Genomic DNA, 17,113 nt, shown 5'->3' on the forward strand with positions numbered 1-17,113 from the left:
TGTTTTAACGTAAAAAATAGCAAAATCCGGCAAAAATCCCGTTTTGGCACGATAGCTGCTCTACACTCTTTATCAAACGACATGTATTTTAACTGCTCGTTAACATTTACTCCCCGCTCAGGGACCGGATAAGCGCCATAAATAGTGAAAAACCGATTTTATGTAACAGATTTGTTTCTAAATCAGCGGTGAGAGACAGCATTTTCTCCGCCGGGAAAGTCGGTTTTGAGCAGCGGTTTTTTTGCATTGTGGCGGCCTAGCCGGGCTTGCGCGGTCCTTACAGTCAAAATTCAGCCTTTGCTGAGATTATGAGGTCACTATGGAACAGCCAATCGCAGTTACCCGCCAGTCTTTCGATGACTGGATGGTCCCGGTTTATGCCCCTGCCGATTTTATTCTGGTGCGGGGTGAAGGATCGCAGGTGTGGGATCAACAGGGTAAGTCTTACATCGATTTCGCCGGCGGCATCGCGGTTAACGCGTTGGGCCATGCGCACCCGGCGGTCAAGGCGGCGCTGGTGGAGCAGGCGGGCAAACTGTGGCATCTGGGCAATGGCTATACCAACGAACCGGTGCTGCGCCTGGCCAAAAAACTGATCGACGCCACGTTCGCCGACAAGGTATTTTTCTGTAACTCGGGCGCAGAAGCCAACGAAGCGGCGCTGAAACTGGCGCGCAAACATGCGCATGACCAGCACGGCGCCGGTAAAGATCATATTGTGGCGTTCAACAACGCGTTCCACGGCCGTACGCTGTTTACCGTGTCCGCCGGCGGCCAGCCAAAATATTCGCAGGACTTTGCGCCGCTGCCGGGCGGTATCACCCATACGCCGTATAACGATCTGGCCGCGGCGGCCGAGCTTATCAACGATCGCACCTGCGCGGTGATCGTCGAGCCTATCCAGGGCGAAGGCGGCGTGCTGCCGGCGGAAGCCAGTTTCCTGCAGGGGCTGCGTGAACTGTGCGATCGCCATAACGCGCTGCTGATCTTCGACGAAGTGCAGACCGGCGTCGGCCGCACCGGCCATCTGTATGCCTATATGCAGTACGGCGTGGTGCCGGACGTGCTGACCACCGCGAAAGCGCTGGGCGGCGGCTTCCCGATCGGCGCCATGCTGACCACCGATGCGCTGGCGAAAACGCTGGGCGTCGGCACTCACGGCACCACCTACGGCGGCAACCCGCTGGCGACGGCGGTGGCGGGGGAAGTGTTCTCCATCATCAATACCCCGGAAGTGCTGGAAGGCGTCAAGCAGCGCCACCAGTGGTTCATCGACGGGTTGAACGACATCAACCGCCAGTATCCGATCTTCGCCGAGATCCGCGGCGGCGGTTTGCTGATCGGCTGCCAACTGAAGAAAGACTATGCCGGCAAAGCGAAGCAGATCACCCAACTGGCCAACGAAGAAGGCGTTATCGCGCTGATCGCCGGCCCGGACGTGGTGCGTTTCACGCCGTCGCTGATCATCCCTGAGCAGGATGTGAAAGAGGGGCTGGCGCGATTCGCGCGCGCCGTGGCGCGCATTTGCAGCTAATCAGCGGGCTGCGCCTTCATCGGCGCAGCCTGATTCAGAAGAGGTTCGCATTATGATGATTATTCGCCCTATAGAGCGCCGCGATTTGGCGGATTTGCTGACGCTTGCCGGCAAATCCGGTATCGGTCTCACGTCGCTGCCGCAAAATGAAGATACCCTGTCGGCACGCATTGAGCGGGCGTTAAAAACCTGGCAAGGCGAACTTCCGCAAAGTGACCAGTGTTATTTGTTCGTGTTGGAAGACAGCGAGCGCCGGCAGGCGGTGGGGGTCTGCGCGATCGAAGTGGCCGTCGGCCTGGCGGAACCCTGGTACAGCTTCCGCGTCGGCACGCAGGTGCATGCTTCCAAACAGCTGAACGTCTATAAATCGGTGCCGACCCTGTTCCTCAGCAACGATCATACCGGCCATTCGGAGCTGTGCACGCTGTTCCTCGATCCGGACTATCGTCACGGCGAGAACGGCAAGCTGCTGTCGAAGGTGCGTTTCCTGTTTATCGCCGCGTTCCGTGAACGCTTCTCCCGCCGTCTGATCGCCGAGATGCGCGGTTTCTCCGATGAAAACGGCCGTTCGCCGTTCTGGGAGAGCGTCGGCCACCGTTTCTTCTCCATCGAGTTCGCCAAGGCGGACTACCTGAGCGGCACCGGACAAAAAGCGTTTATCGCCGAACTGATGCCGAAACATCCGTTGTATGTCGATTTCCTGGCCGAAGACGCGCAGAAGGTGATCGGTGAAGTGCACCCGCAAACCCTGCCGGCGCGCCGCCTGCTGGAGGCGGAAGGCCTGAGCTATCAGGGCTACGTCGATATCTTCGACGGTGGCCCGACGCTGGAAGCCGAAATCGACCACATCCGTGCGGTGAAGCAGAGCCGCCTGGTCAAAGTGGTGCTGGATGACACGCCGATGCGCGCCGATGCGCCGGTCCATCTGGTCGCCAACGACAACTATCAGAATTACCGCGCACTGTTGGTCAATGCCGATCTGTATGACGACCGCCTGCATATCAACGCCGCCACCGCTGCGGCGCTCGGCGTCGAGCAGGGCAGCCCGGTGCGGGTACTCCCCCTTATTGCACAGGAGAAAGCATGATGTCCCATCCTGCACTGTTGATTAACGGCGTCTGGCGGCAGGGCCGCGGCGCGGAGTTCGGCAAGGCCGATCCGGTCGGCAATCAGCCGCTGTGGCGCGCCAACGCCGCCGACGCCGATGACGTCGCCGCCGCCTGCGAAGCCGCGCGCGCCGCATTCCCCGGCTGGGCGCGTACGCCGTTCGAGCAGCGTGAACAGCTGGTGAAACGCTTCGCCGCTTTGCTGGAAGAACATAAACAGTCGCTGGCGGAAACCATCAGCCGTGAGACCGGCAAACCGCGCTGGGAAACCCTGACCGAAATTCAGGCGATGATCGGCAAGGTGGGCATTTCACTGCAGGCCTATCAGGCGCGCACCGGTTTTAGCCAGACGGCGATGGCCGACGGCGCTTCGGTGCTGCGCCATCGCCCGCACGGCGTGCTGGCGGTGTTCGGGCCTTACAACTTCCCCGGCCATCTGCCGAACGGCCATATCGTGCCGGCGCTGCTGGCCGGAAACTGCGTGGTGTTCAAGCCGAGCGAACTGACGCCGCTGACCGCCGAGGAGACCCTGAAGCTGTGGCTGAAGGCCGGTCTGCCGGACGGGGTGATCAATCTGGTGCAGGGCGGCCGGGAAACCGGCGAGGCGCTGGCGGCCAGTGCGGATATCGACGGCCTGTTGTTCACCGGCAGCGCCGGCACCGGTTACCACCTGCATCGCCAATTGGCGGGGCAGCCGGAGAAGATCCTGGCGCTGGAGATGGGCGGCAACAACGCGCTGATCGTCGATGGTTTCGAGGATCGCGACGCGGCGGTCAACCTGGCTATCCAGTCGGCGTTTATCTCCGCCGGCCAACGCTGCACCTGTTCACGCCGCATTTTGGTTAAGCAGGGGGCGGAAGGCGACGCCTTTATCGCGCGTTTGGTTCAGGTGGCGGGCGAGCTGCGCGTCGGCCGTTGGGATGCCGAACCGCAGCCGTTCATGGGCGGCGTAGTGTCGGCGGCCGCAGCGGAAAACATGCTGAAAGCGCAGCAGCGCTTGCTGGCGCTGGGCGGCAAATCGCTGCTGGCCATGCGTCTGCTGGAGCCGGGCAGTTCGCTGCTCAGCCCGGGCATCATCGAGCTGACCGGCGTGGCCGGCGTGCCGGATGAAGAGTACTTCGGGCCGTTGACCACGATCGTGCGTTACCGCGATTTCGACGAGGCCCTGCGGCTCGCCAACCAGACGCGCTACGGCCTGTCGGTGGGATTGGTCTCGCCGCAGCGCGAGCTGTTCGAGAGGCTGCTGCTGGAAGCGCGCGCCGGCATCGTCAACTGGAACAAGCCGTTGACCGGGGCGTCCAGCGCGGCGCCGTTCGGCGGCGTGGGGGCTTCCGGCAACCATCGCCCAAGCGCCTTCTATGCGGCGGACTATTGCGCCTGGCCGATGGCGTCGCTGGAAAGCGAAAGCCTGTCGCTGCCGGCGACGCTCTCGCCGGGCTTGTCGTTCCGTTAATCGTCTGCGGCGGCGTCATGGCGTCGCCGCAGGCCATCCCCAGGGGATAGCCATGTCAGGATATGAAGTCAATTTCGACGGTTTGGTGGGGCCGACGCACCACTATGCCGGGCTGTCGTTCGGTAACGAGGCCTCTACGCAGCATCAAAACAGCGTATCGAACCCACAGCTGGCGGCGAAGCAGGGGCTGCTGAAAATGAAGGCGCTGGCCGATCTCGGTTTCCAGCAAGGGGTATTGCCGCCGCAGGAGCGGCCGCATTTGCCGATGCTGCGTCGCCTGGGCTTCAGCGGCAGCGATGAGGCGGTGCTGGCGCAGGCGATGCGTCAATCGCCGCGTTTGCTGTCGGCGCTCAGTTCGGCGTCCTGCATGTGGACCGCCAATGCGGCCACGGTGTCCCCCTCGGCGGACAGCGCAGACGGCAAGGTGCATTTCACCGCCGCCAACCTGAACAATAAATTCCACCGCGCCATTGAAGCGGAAACGACCACCGACGTTTTGCGGGCGATGTTTAACGACGACCGGCATTTCGCCCACCATGAAGCGCTGCCGCAGGTGGCGTTGTTCGGGGACGAAGGGGCGGCCAACCATAACCGGCTGGGCGGCGATTATGCCAGGCGCAGCGTGCAGGTGTTCGTTTACGGTCGCCAGGAGTTTGGCGGCGAAACGGCGCCGGCGCGTTATCCTGCGCGCCAGACGCGCGAAGCCGGTGAGGCGATCGCTCGGCTGCACCAATTGGACGAGCAGCATACGGTCTTCGTGCAGCAAAACCCGGCGGTGATCGACCAGGGCGTGTTCCATAACGACGTGATTGCGGTCAGCAACCAGAACGTGCTGTTCCACCACCAGCAGGCGTTTTACCGCCAGCAACAGGCGCTGGATGAAGTGCGCCGCAAGATGGCGACGCTGGACAGCGAGCTGGTGGCGATCGAAGTGCCGACGGAGCGCGTCTCGGTGGCGGACGCGGTGGCGACTTATCTGTTCAACAGCCAAATTCTCACCAAGCCGAACGGCAAGATGATGATCGTGGTGCCGGAAGAGTCGCGCCAGCATGCCGGCGTGTGGCGCTATCTGAACGAGATGGTCGGCAGCGGCGGCCCGATCGATGAAATCCGCGTGTTCGATCTGCGCGAAAGCATGCGCAACGGCGGCGGCCCGGCCTGCCTGAGGCTGCGGGTGGCGCTCAACGATCAAGAGCTGCGGGCGGTGAATCCGCGCGTCATGATGAACGATCGGCTGTTCGCGACGCTGAACGAGTGGGTGGATCGTCATTACCGCGATCGCCTGACGCAGGATGACCTGGCCGATCCGCTGCTGCTGCGCGAAGGGCGCGAGGCGTTGGATTCGCTGACGTCGATCCTCGGTCTCGGGTCCATCTATCCGTTCCAACGATAAGGGAGGCTGCATGATCGATCTACTGCCCCTGACGCTGGAGGGGAAAGAACCCGCCGAATGGCAGGGCGAAACGCCGCAGCTGCGCTGGCGTTGGCTGGGGGAAGGGGTGTTGGAACTCACGCCGCGGCAGCGTTATCGCCAGGCGTTGGTGGTGTCGGCGGGCGTACACGGCAACGAAACCGCGCCGATTGAACTGCTCAATCAACTGGTCGGCGATCTCCTTGCCGGCCGGTTACCGCTGACGGTGCGGCTGTTGGTGGTGCTGGGCAACCCGGCGGCGATGCGGGCGGGCAAGCGCTATCTGCACAGCGACATGAACCGCATGTTCGGCGGCCGCTACCGCAACTTCGCCGCCAGCGGGGAAACCGCGCGCGCCCAGCAGTTGGAGCGCACGCTCGCCGCCTTTTTTGATGGCGAACAGGCGGCGCGCTTCCATTACGATCTGCACACCGCCATTCGTGAATCGCGATTGCCACGTTTCGGCATTCTGCCCTTCCAGAAACGCCCGTACAGTGAGCCCATGTTGAAGCTGCTGGATGCCGCCGATTTGGATGCGCTGGTGGTGCACAGCGCCCCGGGCGGGACTTTTAGCCACTACTCCAGCGAACATCTCAATGCGGCGAGCTGTACGCTCGAGCTGGGTAAAGCGCGGCCGTTCGGCAGCAACGATCTGCAGCAGTTTGCCGCCATCGATCGCGCTTTGCGGGCGGCGGTCAGCGAGGGGCCGTTGCCGGAGCGCGTGGGCGAGGCGATCCGGGTATTCCGTGTGATGCACTCGTTGATCAAACACAGCGAGGATTTCAAGCTGCATCTGGATGATGACACCGCTAACTTCACCGAGTTGAAACCGGGGATGTTGCTGTGCGAGCAGCCGCAGGAGGAGTATCGCGTTGGCCAAGAGGGCGCGTGGATACTGTTTCCTAACCCCACTGTGGCGCTGGGCCTGCGCGCCGGCATGCTGTTGAGCGAAGTTTCCCGTTCTACGCTGTATTGATTTATCCTCGGTGGCGCCGTCAGCGCGCCGCCGTTATTCTCCCCATTATTTCATTCTGCTATTTCCCGCTATTTTAATTGCCGTAAGGCGAATTTTATTCGTTCCGAATACCGCCCTTTATACGCGTGAATAAAAGGTTGTGTCAGGCCGTTATCTGAAAGCCTTAATTGCCCGGTGAGATTGTTAATATAAAAATGTGAAATAAGTAACGTTTTTAATAACCATGCTAATCTTATTGTTACTTTTGAATCGCGCAGAAAGCACGCAAAACGAAACCAAAATGCACCAAAATAGTGCGGTGCACCATTTTGGTTATAAGTTATGTGATAAAAAATTCTTATATTCAATAGGTTATGCGCTTTCATTTTTGACATATTTAGTTACAAATAAACATGCTTTCTCCTCGTTGTTTCATGAACTTTTTGATTTTAAGTTTTGATTCATGATGCTAATGTCACATCACCCCACATTAGGGGGGCTCATAAAATACCAAAAGATAAAATCACAGCCCAAACTATAAATTGGGCGTGACGGGCAGGGTTCTAATTATAATATCTAGGAAAATAAATGATGAAACGCAGTGTATTAGCCTTAGCTGTCGCCCTCGGGGCGATCACCTCCTTCGCCAACGCGGCTGAAATCTACAATAAGGATGGTAATAAACTCGACCTGTACGGCCGCGTTAACGCCAAGCATTATTTCAGCGACAGTAAGTCCAATGACGGCGATATGACCTATGTTCGCCTGGGCTTCAAAGGCGAAACGCAAATCAATGACCAGTTGACCGGTTACGGTCAGTGGGAATACAACGTCCAGGCCAATCACGACGAAGCGCAGGGCACCGCCGGCACCAAAACGCGTCTGGGCTTTGCGGGGCTGAAATTCGGCAACTACGGTTCTTTCGACTACGGTCGTAACTACGGGGTGGTGTATGACGCCGAGGCATATACCGACATGCTGCCGGAATTCGGCGGTGACTCCTACAGCTATACCGATAACTTTATGACCGCCCGTTCCAACGGTTTGGCCACCTACCGTAACCGTGACTTCTTCGGTTTGGTGGAAGGTCTGAACCTGGCGGTGCAGTATCAGGGTAAAAACGACGGCGACGGTCGCAGCGTGACCAAGCAAAACGGCGACGGTTACGGCCTGTCTCTGGACTACCAGGACATCGGCGGTTCCGGCATCGGCGTAGCGGCGGCGTTCTCTGATTCTAACCGCACCAGCAAGCAGAAAGAGCTGCAATATGGCAAGGGCGACAGCGCCACTGCATGGACCACCGCAGTGAAATACGATGCCAACCAGGTTTACCTGGCTGCGATGTATGCGGAAACCCGTAATATGACGCCGATCAGCGTCAATGGCACTTCCGGCTTCGCCAACAAAACGCAAAACTTCGAAGTGGTGGCCCAGTATCAATTCGAGAACGGCCTGCGCCCTTCCGTGGCCTATGTGCAGTCCAAAGGCAAGGATATCGAAGGGATCGGTGATGCCGACCTGGTGAAATACGTGGAAGTGGGGGCGACTTACTACTTCAACAAAAATATGTACACCTACGTTGATTATCAAATCAACCAGCTGAGCGACGATAACAAACTGAAACTGGCCAACGATGATATCGTTGCCGTCAGCTTGACGTATCGCTTCTAAGCGGCAATTCCATTACCTTCATCCTGTGTCGGGATTGGTAATCAGGCAGGGCGTAAGCCCTGCCTTTGTTTTATCGGGAGCTCAGCCTTTGGGCGCCAACCCGACCAGCTCAATGGCGGAACGCAGCGCGGCGAAACGTTGCTGATCCTGCTCACGCTCTATTTCGGTCACCAACTGTGAAAGAATATTGCCGCCGGATACTTTTTTATGGTTTTTGATTAACTGCAACACTGCGTCGCCTAACGCCAGGCTGACGTCGCGCAGCAGAGTTTCATATTGCTCGTTGGAATGAGCTGATGCTGGCATGACCTTTCTCTGTCTCTCTCTTCTTCGGGAGCCGCAATTTAGCAAAACAGCGGCCTTATGCCTCGGAGGAAGACGAAGTTTCTGATGAAATCAGAAATTCCTCAGCATCGCGCGGGAAGGGAATTAAAAATCCGAATATTCGCTGGCTGGCAACCAGAAGCCGTCGATAAACTCTTCCATGGGATAACAACCGGCGTGTCGCAAGTTCTGTTCCTTCATCGCGACCAGGCATTGTGGCTCGTCGCGCAATATGTCGACCACCATTTCACTGCAGCCACCATCCAGATAACAGACAAACATCACCAATGCGTACATCGTTGCACGCCTCCTTCGTCGAGTCGCCTTGTCTGCAACAGTGTAGGTAAAAAAGCAATATTTTTCAGCATCATTGCGCGATTAATCACCGTTGAAACGCCGCTGACGACACTTTCGGAATACTCTAACCGTTTCTGGCGCCGTGAGCGGATGGCATATCCTTTTGACGATGCTAAGCTTAACAAGCCTTACTTAAACGCATTAGTGCAACCATCAAAAGGAGTGATTATGGGCTTGTTTAACTTTGTCAAAGAAGCGGGCGAAAAACTGTGGGACACAGTCACCGGCAATGCCTCCGCCGAAGATCAAAGCGCCAAACTCAAGGAGCATCTCGATAAGAGCGGCCTGCCGGGCACCGACAAAGTCGATGTGCAGGTGGTCGATGGGAAAGCGGTGGTGACCGGCGATGCCGTCAGCCAGGAGCTGAAAGAGAAGATTCTGGTGGCTATCGGCAACGTAGCGGGCATCAGCGGTGTGGAAGACAAGGTGGCGGTAGCGCAATCCGACGCCGAGAGCCGCTTCTATACCGTGAAGAAGGGCGATACGCTGAGCGCAATCTCCAAAGAGATGTATGGTAACGCCAATCTTTACAACAAAATTTTCGAAGCCAACAAGCCGATGCTGTCGAGCCCGGACAAGATCTATCCGGGACAGGTTTTGCGTGTCCCGCAATAACGCCTCTGTCTCCCCTGGCCCGGCGATGTGCCGGGCTTTTTTTTGCCTCCGCTATAAGCATCTCTTATTTCCCTTCCCTCTAAATAAAAGTTACACATACCGTGTGCTTGCGCTCGCCGGCCCGCGGCGGCGGTGTTGACCCTGGGGGGGAAAGTTGGTAGCGTCATGGCCCGGTTGCGGACTGAGCAGCCGAAGGGGGATTTCGCTCCCCCATTCTGAGGGGGTGTCTTGCCCCATCAAACAGCAATGCAGCAGTTGAACGAGTGAAAGCCGATTTAGTGAAACAGCAGCGTAACGCCTTGACGGATAAAAACTACAGAGAAACCTTGGGTGATGCGCAATTTGCGATCGTCGTTTTGGCGATTGCGTCCTGCTCACTGATCATTTTTACGTTGGCGGTTACGCTGTGGCTGACCTGACGTCATTAACTAGGGGAGAGAAAATGGAGCCCAATCTCCACGATGAAACCAAACTGTTGGCGATTATCGGCCTGTTGGTTTCTGTACTGCTGGTCGTGTCGATTCTCTTCGGAGTGACTTATTTCTCCGATCTCAGGCATGCCCACGACGATATCGATATTAAAAGCTGCTACATCAAAACACCTTAATCCGCGTGAGCGCGGCTGAGCGTCGTCGCTCTCCAGGGGGCGTTGTCCTGTGCTAAGCTGGGGCGATTATCCTTGGCGAATCGGCGCCATTCAGGAGGTCTTTGCGATGAGTCAGTCACGTCCTACGCGCTTTTCACCCTCACGCGAGTGCCCTGTCATTGACGGCGCGCGCCAGATCCAGCGCATTGCCGTGCGCAATGCCGAAGTGGGCGGCATTCCTATCAACCGCGCGTTGCCAACCCGGGAGCGGCGCACCGTCGGCGCCTGGTGTTTTCTCGATCACGCCGGCCCGACGGTATTCAACGGCACCGCGCCCGGCATGGACGTAGGGCCGCATCCGCACACCGGTCTGCAAACCTTTACCTGGATGATCGAGGGTGAGGTGCTGCACCGCGATAGCCTCGGCAGCGAACAGTTGATCCGTCCGGGGCAGGTCAATCTGATGACCGCAGGGCATGGCATCGCGCATACGGAACAGTCGGTGGGCGAGGACCGACGGCTGCACGCCGCACAATTGTGGATTGCGTTGCCGGCCGAATATGCCGACATGGCACCGCGATTCGATCATTATCCCGATTTGCCGCAGTGGCGGAATAACGGCGTGAATCACCGTTTGCTGGTCGGGGAATTTGGCGCTTATCGTTCACCGGTGTTTACTCTTTCGCCATTAATCGCCATTGATATGGAATGGCAAGAGGCGGCGACGGCGCAATTGCCGCTGCGCGATGATTATGAAATCGGCTTTTTGCCCCTGATTGGTGCATTTGAACTTAATGGTGAAACATTTTCACCTGACGCATTCGCCTATTTAGGCATGGGTAATAACTCTATTGAGTTAAATGCAGAGAAGGGCAGCCGGGGATTATTAATCGGTGGAGCGCCGTTAAATGAAGAGATCCTTATCTGGTGGAACTTCGTTGGCCATACCAAAGCGGAAATTATTCAGGCTCAGCGCGATTGGGAGCAGGAAACGGATCGTTTTCCGGCGGTCAGCGGTTATTCCGGTGAGCGCATGGCCGCGCCACGCCTGCCGTGGAGCGAAGTTTGATAGCGTTAGGATATAATCGCCGAGATTATTCGACTTATTTCGCTCTAATAACGCGCAATAAATGTGATCGCGGCTCCAGCTTCACGACAATATAAAGTTTCTCAACGAAATAGTGATCTGACGCATATAATGATAAACGGAAGAAGATTAGGATAATCCTCAGGAAGTCAGGTTGTCTCCCGTTAGTCTGATGTCAGTGAGGTCATTATGAGCCAAGTTCTTTATCGTGCAAGACTGTCCCATGTCGTGGTTGCCACGGCGCTGTTTTGGGTCTCTGTCGCGGCATTGTTGGTTGCCGTATTACACTAACCTCAAAAAATGACTCCTGCATAAACCCGCTTCGGCGGGTTTTTTTATCTTGGATGGTGAGCGATATTCACCCATCACTTATACTTGACGGCATCCCCATTTCGCTATTTGGATAATCATGAAGCTCATTGCTGACATTGTTCTGCTGCTTATCGCGGCGCTCCACCTTTATATCCTGGTATTGGAAATGTTCCTGTGGCGCGCGCCGATCGGCAGGCGAGCATTCGGGACGACGGCGGAGTTCGCCGCGGCCACGCGGGTCTTGGCCGCCAACCAGGGACTGTACAACGGTTTTCTGGCGCTGGGCCTGGTATGGGGCTATTGGCGTGAAGATGTGGCGCTGCAGCTGTTCTTTCTCGGCTGCGTGCTGGCGGCCGGCGTGTTCGGCGGGCTGACCGCCAGCCGCAAGATCCTGTGGGTGCAGGCGTTGCCGGCCGCGATCGCGCTGCTGGCGGTCTCGGGCGCGCGTTAACCCGCCGGTTGACGGCGGGCGAAAATCAGGCGGATTTTTGGTGAATGACGTGCAGCGGCGGATCGATGTGCAGATCGACGCTCAGATCCTGGCGGAAATCGTAAGGCGTGATATTAAAACGCTTTCTGAACATGTAGGTGAAGTGGGACTGTGAGCCGAAGCCAAAGTCCAGGGCGATATCGAAAATCGACGCTTCACTGCTGCGCAGTTGATAGACCGCGCCGGCCAGACGGCGTTCACGAATGTATTTGCCCAGCGAAATCCCTGTCGCTTCTTTGAACAGCTTCTGCATGTGCCACAGCGAGTAGCCGGAGTACTCGGCCAGCTCTTCGAGATGGATCACTCGTCCGAGGTGAGTTTCGACCCATTTGCTGAGGGCGCAGACCAATGAGAGATGGTGTTCTTGTATCATCAGTGCGTCAGTGTGAGATCTACATAGCGGTGAAGTATACACAACTTGCCGCCGCGGACAAAAAACGCCGCCGATGACGGGGCATGATTCGGAAAAACCGTTGAACCGCCGCTTGTCAGCCGAAAGGAAAAACGGCTAATCTGAGACTGTCGCCGCCGCGGTGGGTGACGCGGAGCAGACCGCAGCAAGAACCGCCAAAACAGAGTCAGCCGTAACAACTCAACGTTGATGGGGTGATCGCATGTTAATGACAGTGATTATTACTCTGGTTGTAATCGTGGGCGTCGGCGCTTTTATGGCGACGCCGGTGATGAGCATGAAAAATGCGGAAGGTGTGGGAGGTGAAGAACCGTGAGAGCAAGCAGAGATGCACGCCGCTGAGCGGGGTGAGCGCTAATCGGGAAAGCCTGGGCCAGAAACCCGGGCTTTTTGTTGCCTGGCGGCTTAAACGTTTTTACGCTCGACGGTTTCCTCTCCCCAATAAAGCTGGTCGGCGGTGGTTTTGGCAAAAGCCTTTTCCAGCGCTTCATCGCTGCCTTCTTCCCAGATTTTCTGCGCCAACACTTCATCGTTCCCTGCCAGTTCAAAAATAGCTTCGGCAATTTCCACCGAAGTTTCACGCACTGTTGCCCAGGATTTCACATTGTGATTCGCCATAACTATCTCCTGTTGGTTGTGGCTTAGGTTACGGATGTTTTTATCACCGTCATGCTGCAAGTATAGGCTAATCTGCCGCGGGCTTTTGCCCGGCGGTGCGCAGAATGGGGAAAAAGGCGGTGAGGGCGGGCAATGGTGCAGGCGGCGTGCTATTCTGTGCGGCGTTTGAATCAAGAGGAAAATTATTATGTCTGACATGCTGAGCAACGAGCAGGAACTGGCTTCCGATCTGGTCGCTTGCCAACTGGTCATCAAACAGATTCTGGACGTTATCGACGTGATTGCGCCTACCGAAGTGCGTGACAAGATGGCGGGTCAGCTTAAAAGCATCGATTTCTCCACGCATCCTGCAGGCGCCGATCCGGTGACTCGTCGCGCGATTGACAAGGCGATTGCGCTGATCGAGATGAAGTTCACCCGCAGCTGAGGCGGGGCCGCCGCAGGGCGGCGGCGTCGGGCGGTGGCGGTTAATCCACCACCGTTTCGATTTTCTTGAACAGCGGGCAGTCGGTCACGCCGATGAAACCGTTGTCGCCATTGACGTACTGGGCGATCGCCACGTTGCGCGCCGTCAGGTATTTGCACTGCAATCCCAATCCGCCGACGTTCTTGTTGCTGCCGATCAGCACGCCGTAGCCCGAGATCAAAAAGCCGCCGTAAATGACCGCCAATACCAGTACCCACTTAATCAGTCTGCTCATTGCGTTTCCTCGTTATCCCTGAGGGTTCATCTAGCCACGGCGCCAGCGCGAGGGCAAGGGTAACAGTCTGAAAATCGGGCGATAGCCAGAAATCTAAACGACAAGTTAAACTTCGTTTAACTTTGCTGTGATAACATGCGCGATAGACCATCCTGATAACAATGAGGCTGCTAAATTTGTTGCGAAAAAAAATCCTCGTGATAATGACGGCCGTCGCTGCCTGCCTGTTTTTCTACCTGTTGGCGCTGGACAGTTATTGCGACGATGGTGGAAATTTTGCGCTGGGCATCTGTTCGGTGACGCGCTTCGTACCCTGGTAAGCAATTTTTGGCAGGGATGTTCGCCCGGCCGCCGCGAGTGTTAAGATGGCGGCCTGAATTTCGCAGTAGATAGGGTTGTCCATGTACGATTTAGGTTTTGGCCAGAACGGCCTGTTGTCGTTGGCTCTCGCCGCCGTGGCGTTGCTGGTGGGGCTCTGGGTTTGGTTCCTTGTGAACCGCGCCAGCGTGCGCGCCAACGAGCAGATTCGCCTGCTGCAGGAAATTGCCGAGCAGCAACGTCAACAAACGGCGCTGTTGAAGCGTTTGGCGCACAGCGCTCGCGCCGACGGCGGCGATGCTGATGACGACGATCTCAGCCCCGCGCTGGATTTTAAAGGTTTTATCCCCGAACGTTGAACACCTTGCTCCGGCCGGCGCTGCGCCGCCGGGGCGCTTCAGTAAAATACCATGCCCTGATACGGTTTTTCCCGGCATGCCGCCAGGCGGCTGGCCAGATCGCCGGCATGGATCTCCAACTGATGCCCATCAGGATCGAGAAAATAGAGCGACTCGCCCTCGCTGCGATTGCTTTTCCACTCTTCTGCGCCGCTCTGGCGCAGCCGCTCGCTGACCCGTTCAATGTGTTCCGGCGCGACGCTGAAGGCGTAATGGGTGTAATCACGCGCCCGTGGTTGCGTGCGGGCCTCATCCAATGACAGGCACAGCCACAACGCCCCCAACGACAGATAGGCGCCGCCTTGCCAGCGGGCGTGAGGGGTAAACCCCAACAGATGACGGTAAAAATCGAAGCTGCGATCGAGATCGCTGACGGCGAGCGTCAGGTGGTTGAGGCCGGTCAACATGCGTGCGTTTCCTGGGCGCTAAACAGACGAAAAGTGTACGCAGAAGGGGAGAAAAGTTAAAGGGGGCGAAACATTAGTGCAGATAATGTGAAAACCGGCGACGCTGTCATAAAACTGTCTTACAGACATCGTAATGTAGCGCGAACCTTACAAAAGATGGATAAAGCCGATGATTAAATGGTACGAAGAAAGCGATGCCGAAGTGAACCGCAGCATTGCGCTGCTGACCGGGGAGAACCCGGACAAGTGGTATCCCTACGGCGGCGTGAAAGGTAAAGATTACTGCAAGAATCCCTCCGACGCCTGGCCGATCATTTGCGCCAACAAAATCAGTCTGAACCCCGACAACCACAGCGACAGCCCACAGTGGCAGGCGCGAATGAGCACCCAGGGCGGTGAATGGCAGGCCGACAGCGCCAGCCCGCTGCGCGCGGCGATGATCTGTTTTCTGATGAGCCGACAGGCTAACTGATTCGCAAAAATACCGGTGATTGGTAAGAGTTTCTCCTTTTTCTAATAACAGAGCTGTCGTTGGCGGAGGCTGTTTATGAAGCGCATTATCAAAGGTGATAAAAACTTGTCTCATCTGGTGATTGCCCATGCGGCGATCGATCGTCATGCCGAAAGCTTCGGCCAGCGCCGTCAAGGCTGGCCCTCGACCTATCTGATAAAATATCAAAACGATCGCGTGGCGGTGGAAGTGGTTACGCGTCGCCAATCTTATGTCGCCACGCTGATGATCGGCGCGCGCAACCTGACCAAACTGTGCGGTATGCCTGGCTGAACGCCGCCGTTACCCGCTCTCCCTCGGTTAAAAAATCGCGCTCCGGTCTGCCGTCTCGGGGCGCTACTCCTTGATGCTCACGGGGTTAAGTGTTAAAAAGCCGCCCGCAGATACATTTATTGATTGGTGAAATCTTGGCCGATAACGGCAAGGAGGTACGCCATATGAGGATAAGATGGGCGGTCAGCATCAGGATACCCCGCTAAAACGCGGATTAAAAAACAGACACATACAGCTTATTGCCCTCGGGGGCGCCATCGGCACCGGTTTATTTCTCGGCATTGCGCAAACCATTAAAATGGCCGGCCCCGCCGTGCTGTTGGGCTACGCCATCGGTGGTTTTATCGCGTTTTTGATCATGCGCCAGCTGGGCGAAATGGTGGTGGAGGAGCCGGTCGCCGGATCTTTCAGTCACTTTGCCTATAAATATTGGGGTGATTTCGCCGGTTTCCTTTCCGGCTGGAACTACTGGGCGATGTTCATTCTGGTCGGCATGGCGGAATTGACCGCCGTCGGCATCTACATTCAGTACTGGTGGCCAGAGATCCCCACCTGGGCGTCCGCCGCGCTGTTCTTTGTGTTGATCAATCTGATCAACCTGGTGAACGTGCGCCTGTACGGCGAAACCGAGTTTTGGTTCGCCATCATCAAGGTGGTGGCGATTGTCGGCATGATCGTGTTTGGCGCCTGGCTGTTGGCCAGCGGCAACGGTGGGCCACAGGCCAGTGTCACCAACCTGTGGCAGCAGGGCGGCTTTATGCCGCACGGCTTCTCGGGGCTGGTGATGGCGATGGCGGTGATCATGTTCTCGTTCGGCGGGCTGGAGATGGTGGGCATCACCGCGGCGGAAGCCGCGGATCCGCGTCGCAGCATTCCTAAAGCGACCAATCAGGTGGTGTACCGTATTCTGATTTTCTATATCGGTTCGCTGACCGTACTGCTCTCGCTTTATCCGTGGGGGCAAGTGGTGGAGGGCGGCAGCCCGTTCGTGCTGATCTTCCATGCGCTGAACAGCAATCTGGTGGCGACGGTGCTCAACGTGGTGGTGCTGACCGCCGCATTGTCGGTCTACAACAGCGGCGTTTACGCCAACAGCCGCATGTTGTTCGGGCTGGCCAGCCAGGGCAATGCGCCGAAAGCGCTGACGCGCGTCAACAAGCGCGGCGTGCCGGTCCTGTCCATCGCGCTGTCGGCGCTGATTACCTCGATCGGCGTGCTGATCAACTATCTGATGCCCGGCAAGGCGTTTGAGCTGCTGATGGCGCTGGTGGTGTCCACCCTGGTGATCAACTGGGTGATGATCTGCCTGGCGCACCTGAAATTCCGTGCGGCGAAGAACCGTCAGGGTGTCATTCCGAGCTTTAAGGCGCTGTGGTATCCGTTCGGCAACTATCTGTGCCTGGCGTTCCTCGGCCTGATTTTAGTGATTATGTATTTCAGCGAAGGGATCCGCATTTCGGTGCTGTTGATGCCGGTGTGGGTTGCAGTGCTGTGGGGCGGATTCATGCTGACGCGCCGCAAAGGCGCCAAGCGTTAATCTGCGCGCGGAGGCGTATTGCGCCTCCGCGCTCTTC

General features: G+C 57.2%; 23 protein-coding genes. 17 read left to right on the forward strand and 6 right to left on the reverse strand.

Going from position 1 to position 17,113, the window contains the following annotated elements; genetic code table 11:
- The first annotated feature begins 319 nt into the window (after positions 1-319).
- The 6 genes from ACJ8M3_RS03645 (at position 320) to ompC (ending at position 8,130) form a co-directional block, all read left to right on the forward strand.
- Positions 320-1,534, forward strand: a complete 1,215-nt coding sequence (locus tag ACJ8M3_RS03645; protein ID WP_089197150.1) for an aspartate aminotransferase family protein — start codon at positions 320-322, stop codon at positions 1,532-1,534.
- 52 nt (positions 1,535-1,586) lie between these two features.
- Positions 1,587-2,621 (forward strand): arginine N-succinyltransferase, encoded by a 1,035-nt coding sequence (gene astA, locus ACJ8M3_RS03650; protein WP_004934585.1) that lies wholly within the window; start codon positions 1,587-1,589, stop codon positions 2,619-2,621.
- On the forward strand, positions 2,621-4,093 hold the full coding sequence (astD, locus tag ACJ8M3_RS03655; protein WP_046896729.1) for a succinylglutamate-semialdehyde dehydrogenase: 1,473 nt from the start codon (positions 2,621-2,623) through the stop codon (positions 4,091-4,093). Before astA ends, astD begins: the two co-directional genes overlap by 1 nt.
- Before the next feature lie 52 nt (positions 4,094-4,145).
- The gene (gene astB / locus ACJ8M3_RS03660) at positions 4,146-5,486 is read left to right on the forward strand and encodes an N-succinylarginine dihydrolase (RefSeq protein WP_033643406.1); all 1,341 of its coding nucleotides are present in this window, start codon (positions 4,146-4,148) and stop codon (positions 5,484-5,486) included.
- Positions 5,487-5,496: 10 nt separating this feature from the next.
- Complete coding sequence (gene astE, locus ACJ8M3_RS03665; protein ID WP_442514609.1) at positions 5,497-6,480, forward strand: succinylglutamate desuccinylase; 984 nt, start codon at positions 5,497-5,499, stop codon at positions 6,478-6,480.
- 567 nt (positions 6,481-7,047) lie between these two features.
- Positions 7,048-8,130 (forward strand): porin OmpC, encoded by a 1,083-nt coding sequence (gene ompC / locus ACJ8M3_RS03670; protein WP_046687263.1) that lies wholly within the window; start codon positions 7,048-7,050, stop codon positions 8,128-8,130.
- Between the two features lie 81 nt (positions 8,131-8,211).
- On the opposite strand, the gene ACJ8M3_RS03675 is transcribed toward ompC, so the two are convergent.
- Together ACJ8M3_RS03675 and ACJ8M3_RS03680 are read right to left on the reverse strand one after the other, a co-directional pair.
- The gene (locus ACJ8M3_RS03675) at positions 8,212-8,436 is read right to left on the reverse strand and encodes a biofilm development regulator YmgB/AriR family protein (RefSeq protein WP_016927388.1); all 225 of its coding nucleotides are present in this window, start codon (positions 8,434-8,436) and stop codon (positions 8,212-8,214) included.
- Positions 8,437-8,559: 123 nt separating this feature from the next.
- Positions 8,560-8,751 carry a YebW family protein gene (locus tag ACJ8M3_RS03680; protein WP_004934567.1) on the reverse strand — a complete coding sequence of 64 codons (192 nt, stop codon included), beginning with the start codon at positions 8,749-8,751 and terminating at the stop codon, positions 8,560-8,562.
- Positions 8,752-8,979: 228 nt separating this feature from the next.
- Here ACJ8M3_RS03680 and lysM point away from each other — a divergent pair, with 228 nt between their 5' ends.
- The 5 genes from lysM to ACJ8M3_RS03705 all read left to right on the forward strand — a co-directional run bounded on the left by lysM (position 8,980) and on the right by ACJ8M3_RS03705 (position 11,862).
- Complete coding sequence (gene lysM, locus ACJ8M3_RS03685; protein WP_060660612.1) at positions 8,980-9,426, forward strand: peptidoglycan-binding protein LysM; 447 nt, start codon at positions 8,980-8,982, stop codon at positions 9,424-9,426.
- Between the two features lie 263 nt (positions 9,427-9,689).
- Positions 9,690-9,845 carry a hypothetical protein gene (locus ACJ8M3_RS03690; RefSeq protein WP_162882310.1) on the forward strand — a complete coding sequence of 52 codons (156 nt, stop codon included), beginning with the start codon at positions 9,690-9,692 and terminating at the stop codon, positions 9,843-9,845.
- 23 nt (positions 9,846-9,868) lie between these two features.
- Complete coding sequence (locus ACJ8M3_RS03695) at positions 9,869-10,033, forward strand: hypothetical protein (RefSeq protein ID WP_162837199.1); 165 nt, start codon at positions 9,869-9,871, stop codon at positions 10,031-10,033.
- Positions 10,034-10,139: 106 nt separating this feature from the next.
- Positions 10,140-11,081: a pirin family protein gene (locus ACJ8M3_RS03700; RefSeq protein ID WP_122016314.1), complete on the forward strand. Its 942-nt coding sequence runs from the start codon at positions 10,140-10,142 to the stop codon at positions 11,079-11,081.
- Positions 11,082-11,508: 427 nt separating this feature from the next.
- Positions 11,509-11,862, forward strand: a complete 354-nt coding sequence (locus ACJ8M3_RS03705) for a DUF1304 domain-containing protein (protein ID WP_047574842.1) — start codon at positions 11,509-11,511, stop codon at positions 11,860-11,862.
- 25 nt (positions 11,863-11,887) lie between these two features.
- On the opposite strand, the gene ACJ8M3_RS03710 is transcribed toward ACJ8M3_RS03705, so the two are convergent.
- Together ACJ8M3_RS03710 and ACJ8M3_RS03715 are read right to left on the reverse strand one after the other, a co-directional pair.
- Positions 11,888-12,274: a helix-turn-helix domain-containing protein gene (locus ACJ8M3_RS03710; protein ID WP_004927697.1), complete on the reverse strand. Its 387-nt coding sequence runs from the start codon at positions 12,272-12,274 to the stop codon at positions 11,888-11,890.
- Positions 12,275-12,718: 444 nt separating this feature from the next.
- The gene (locus tag ACJ8M3_RS03715; protein WP_004927694.1) at positions 12,719-12,931 is read right to left on the reverse strand and encodes a YccJ family protein; all 213 of its coding nucleotides are present in this window, start codon (positions 12,929-12,931) and stop codon (positions 12,719-12,721) included.
- 187 nt (positions 12,932-13,118) lie between these two features.
- On the opposite strand from ACJ8M3_RS03715, the gene ACJ8M3_RS03720 reads away from it, so the two are divergent.
- The gene (locus ACJ8M3_RS03720; RefSeq protein WP_025303170.1) at positions 13,119-13,358 is read left to right on the forward strand and encodes a DUF2766 family protein; all 240 of its coding nucleotides are present in this window, start codon (positions 13,119-13,121) and stop codon (positions 13,356-13,358) included.
- Between the two features lie 40 nt (positions 13,359-13,398).
- Here ACJ8M3_RS03720 and ACJ8M3_RS03725 read toward each other — a convergent pair whose 3' ends face one another.
- On the reverse strand, positions 13,399-13,632 hold the full coding sequence (locus ACJ8M3_RS03725) for a YobH family protein (protein WP_033643398.1): 234 nt from the start codon (positions 13,630-13,632) through the stop codon (positions 13,399-13,401).
- Positions 13,633-13,793: 161 nt separating this feature from the next.
- Between ACJ8M3_RS03725 and ACJ8M3_RS03730 the strand changes: the two genes are divergently transcribed.
- Together ACJ8M3_RS03730 and ACJ8M3_RS03735 are read left to right on the forward strand one after the other, a co-directional pair.
- Complete coding sequence (locus ACJ8M3_RS03730; RefSeq protein ID WP_004927688.1) at positions 13,794-13,952, forward strand: PhoP/PhoQ regulator MgrB; 159 nt, start codon at positions 13,794-13,796, stop codon at positions 13,950-13,952.
- Positions 13,953-14,033: 81 nt separating this feature from the next.
- A complete protein-coding gene (locus ACJ8M3_RS03735; protein WP_033643394.1) occupies positions 14,034-14,309 on the forward strand; it encodes a YebO family protein in 276 nt (91 codons plus the stop codon).
- 38 nt (positions 14,310-14,347) lie between these two features.
- Here ACJ8M3_RS03735 and fos read toward each other — a convergent pair whose 3' ends face one another.
- Positions 14,348-14,755 (reverse strand): fosfomycin resistance glutathione transferase, encoded by a 408-nt coding sequence (gene fos, locus ACJ8M3_RS03740; protein WP_033643393.1) that lies wholly within the window; start codon positions 14,753-14,755, stop codon positions 14,348-14,350.
- Positions 14,756-14,924: 169 nt separating this feature from the next.
- On the opposite strand from fos, the gene ACJ8M3_RS03745 reads away from it, so the two are divergent.
- The 3 genes from ACJ8M3_RS03745 to ACJ8M3_RS03755 all read left to right on the forward strand — a co-directional run bounded on the left by ACJ8M3_RS03745 (position 14,925) and on the right by ACJ8M3_RS03755 (position 17,076).
- Positions 14,925-15,227, forward strand: coding sequence for a phage protein NinX family protein (locus ACJ8M3_RS03745; protein WP_033643391.1), 303 nt, complete (start codon positions 14,925-14,927; stop codon positions 15,225-15,227).
- A 75-nt stretch (positions 15,228-15,302) separates the two neighbouring features.
- A complete protein-coding gene (locus ACJ8M3_RS03750; RefSeq protein WP_025303167.1) occupies positions 15,303-15,539 on the forward strand; it encodes a DUF4060 family protein in 237 nt (78 codons plus the stop codon).
- A gap of 175 nt (positions 15,540-15,714) precedes the next feature.
- Positions 15,715-17,076: an amino acid permease gene (locus ACJ8M3_RS03755; protein WP_089194867.1), complete on the forward strand. Its 1,362-nt coding sequence runs from the start codon at positions 15,715-15,717 to the stop codon at positions 17,074-17,076.
- Positions 17,077-17,113 lie beyond the last annotated feature (37 nt).

It is taken from the genome of Serratia sp. CY55921 (genome assembly GCF_052167655.1).
Taxonomy (GTDB): Bacteria; Pseudomonadota; Gammaproteobacteria; order Enterobacterales; family Enterobacteriaceae; genus Serratia; species Serratia ureilytica.

Bases quoted from the DNA above. Each gene is read 5' to 3' on its own strand.
- ACJ8M3_RS03645 (WP_089197150.1), top strand. From the start codon at position 320: ATGGAACAGCCAATCGCAGTTACCCGCCAGTCTTTCGATGACTGGATG.
- astA (WP_004934585.1), top strand. From the start codon at position 1,587: ATGATGATTATTCGCCCTATAGAGCGCCGCGATTTGGCGGATTTGCTG.
- astD (WP_046896729.1), top strand. From the start codon at position 2,621: ATGTCCCATCCTGCACTGTTGATTAACGGCGTCTGGCGGCAGGGCCGC.
- astB (WP_033643406.1), top strand. From the start codon at position 4,146: ATGTCAGGATATGAAGTCAATTTCGACGGTTTGGTGGGGCCGACGCAC.
- astE (WP_442514609.1), top strand. From the start codon at position 5,497: ATGATCGATCTACTGCCCCTGACGCTGGAGGGGAAAGAACCCGCCGAA.
- ompC (WP_046687263.1), top strand. From the start codon at position 7,048: ATGATGAAACGCAGTGTATTAGCCTTAGCTGTCGCCCTCGGGGCGATC.
- ACJ8M3_RS03675 (WP_016927388.1), bottom strand. From the start codon at position 8,436: ATGCCAGCATCAGCTCATTCCAACGAGCAATATGAAACTCTGCTGCGC.
- ACJ8M3_RS03680 (WP_004934567.1), bottom strand. From the start codon at position 8,751: ATGTACGCATTGGTGATGTTTGTCTGTTATCTGGATGGTGGCTGCAGT.
- lysM (WP_060660612.1), top strand. From the start codon at position 8,980: ATGGGCTTGTTTAACTTTGTCAAAGAAGCGGGCGAAAAACTGTGGGAC.
- ACJ8M3_RS03695 (WP_162837199.1), top strand. From the start codon at position 9,869: ATGGAGCCCAATCTCCACGATGAAACCAAACTGTTGGCGATTATCGGC.
- ACJ8M3_RS03700 (WP_122016314.1), top strand. From the start codon at position 10,140: ATGAGTCAGTCACGTCCTACGCGCTTTTCACCCTCACGCGAGTGCCCT.
- ACJ8M3_RS03705 (WP_047574842.1), top strand. From the start codon at position 11,509: ATGAAGCTCATTGCTGACATTGTTCTGCTGCTTATCGCGGCGCTCCAC.
- ACJ8M3_RS03710 (WP_004927697.1), bottom strand. From the start codon at position 12,274: ATGATACAAGAACACCATCTCTCATTGGTCTGCGCCCTCAGCAAATGG.
- ACJ8M3_RS03715 (WP_004927694.1), bottom strand. From the start codon at position 12,931: ATGGCGAATCACAATGTGAAATCCTGGGCAACAGTGCGTGAAACTTCG.
- ACJ8M3_RS03720 (WP_025303170.1), top strand. From the start codon at position 13,119: ATGTCTGACATGCTGAGCAACGAGCAGGAACTGGCTTCCGATCTGGTC.
- ACJ8M3_RS03725 (WP_033643398.1), bottom strand. From the start codon at position 13,632: ATGAGCAGACTGATTAAGTGGGTACTGGTATTGGCGGTCATTTACGGC.
- ACJ8M3_RS03730 (WP_004927688.1), top strand. From the start codon at position 13,794: ATGAGGCTGCTAAATTTGTTGCGAAAAAAAATCCTCGTGATAATGACG.
- ACJ8M3_RS03735 (WP_033643394.1), top strand. From the start codon at position 14,034: ATGTACGATTTAGGTTTTGGCCAGAACGGCCTGTTGTCGTTGGCTCTC.
- fos (WP_033643393.1), bottom strand. From the start codon at position 14,755: ATGTTGACCGGCCTCAACCACCTGACGCTCGCCGTCAGCGATCTCGAT.
- ACJ8M3_RS03745 (WP_033643391.1), top strand. From the start codon at position 14,925: ATGATTAAATGGTACGAAGAAAGCGATGCCGAAGTGAACCGCAGCATT.
- ACJ8M3_RS03750 (WP_025303167.1), top strand. From the start codon at position 15,303: ATGAAGCGCATTATCAAAGGTGATAAAAACTTGTCTCATCTGGTGATT.
- ACJ8M3_RS03755 (WP_089194867.1), top strand. From the start codon at position 15,715: ATGGGCGGTCAGCATCAGGATACCCCGCTAAAACGCGGATTAAAAAAC.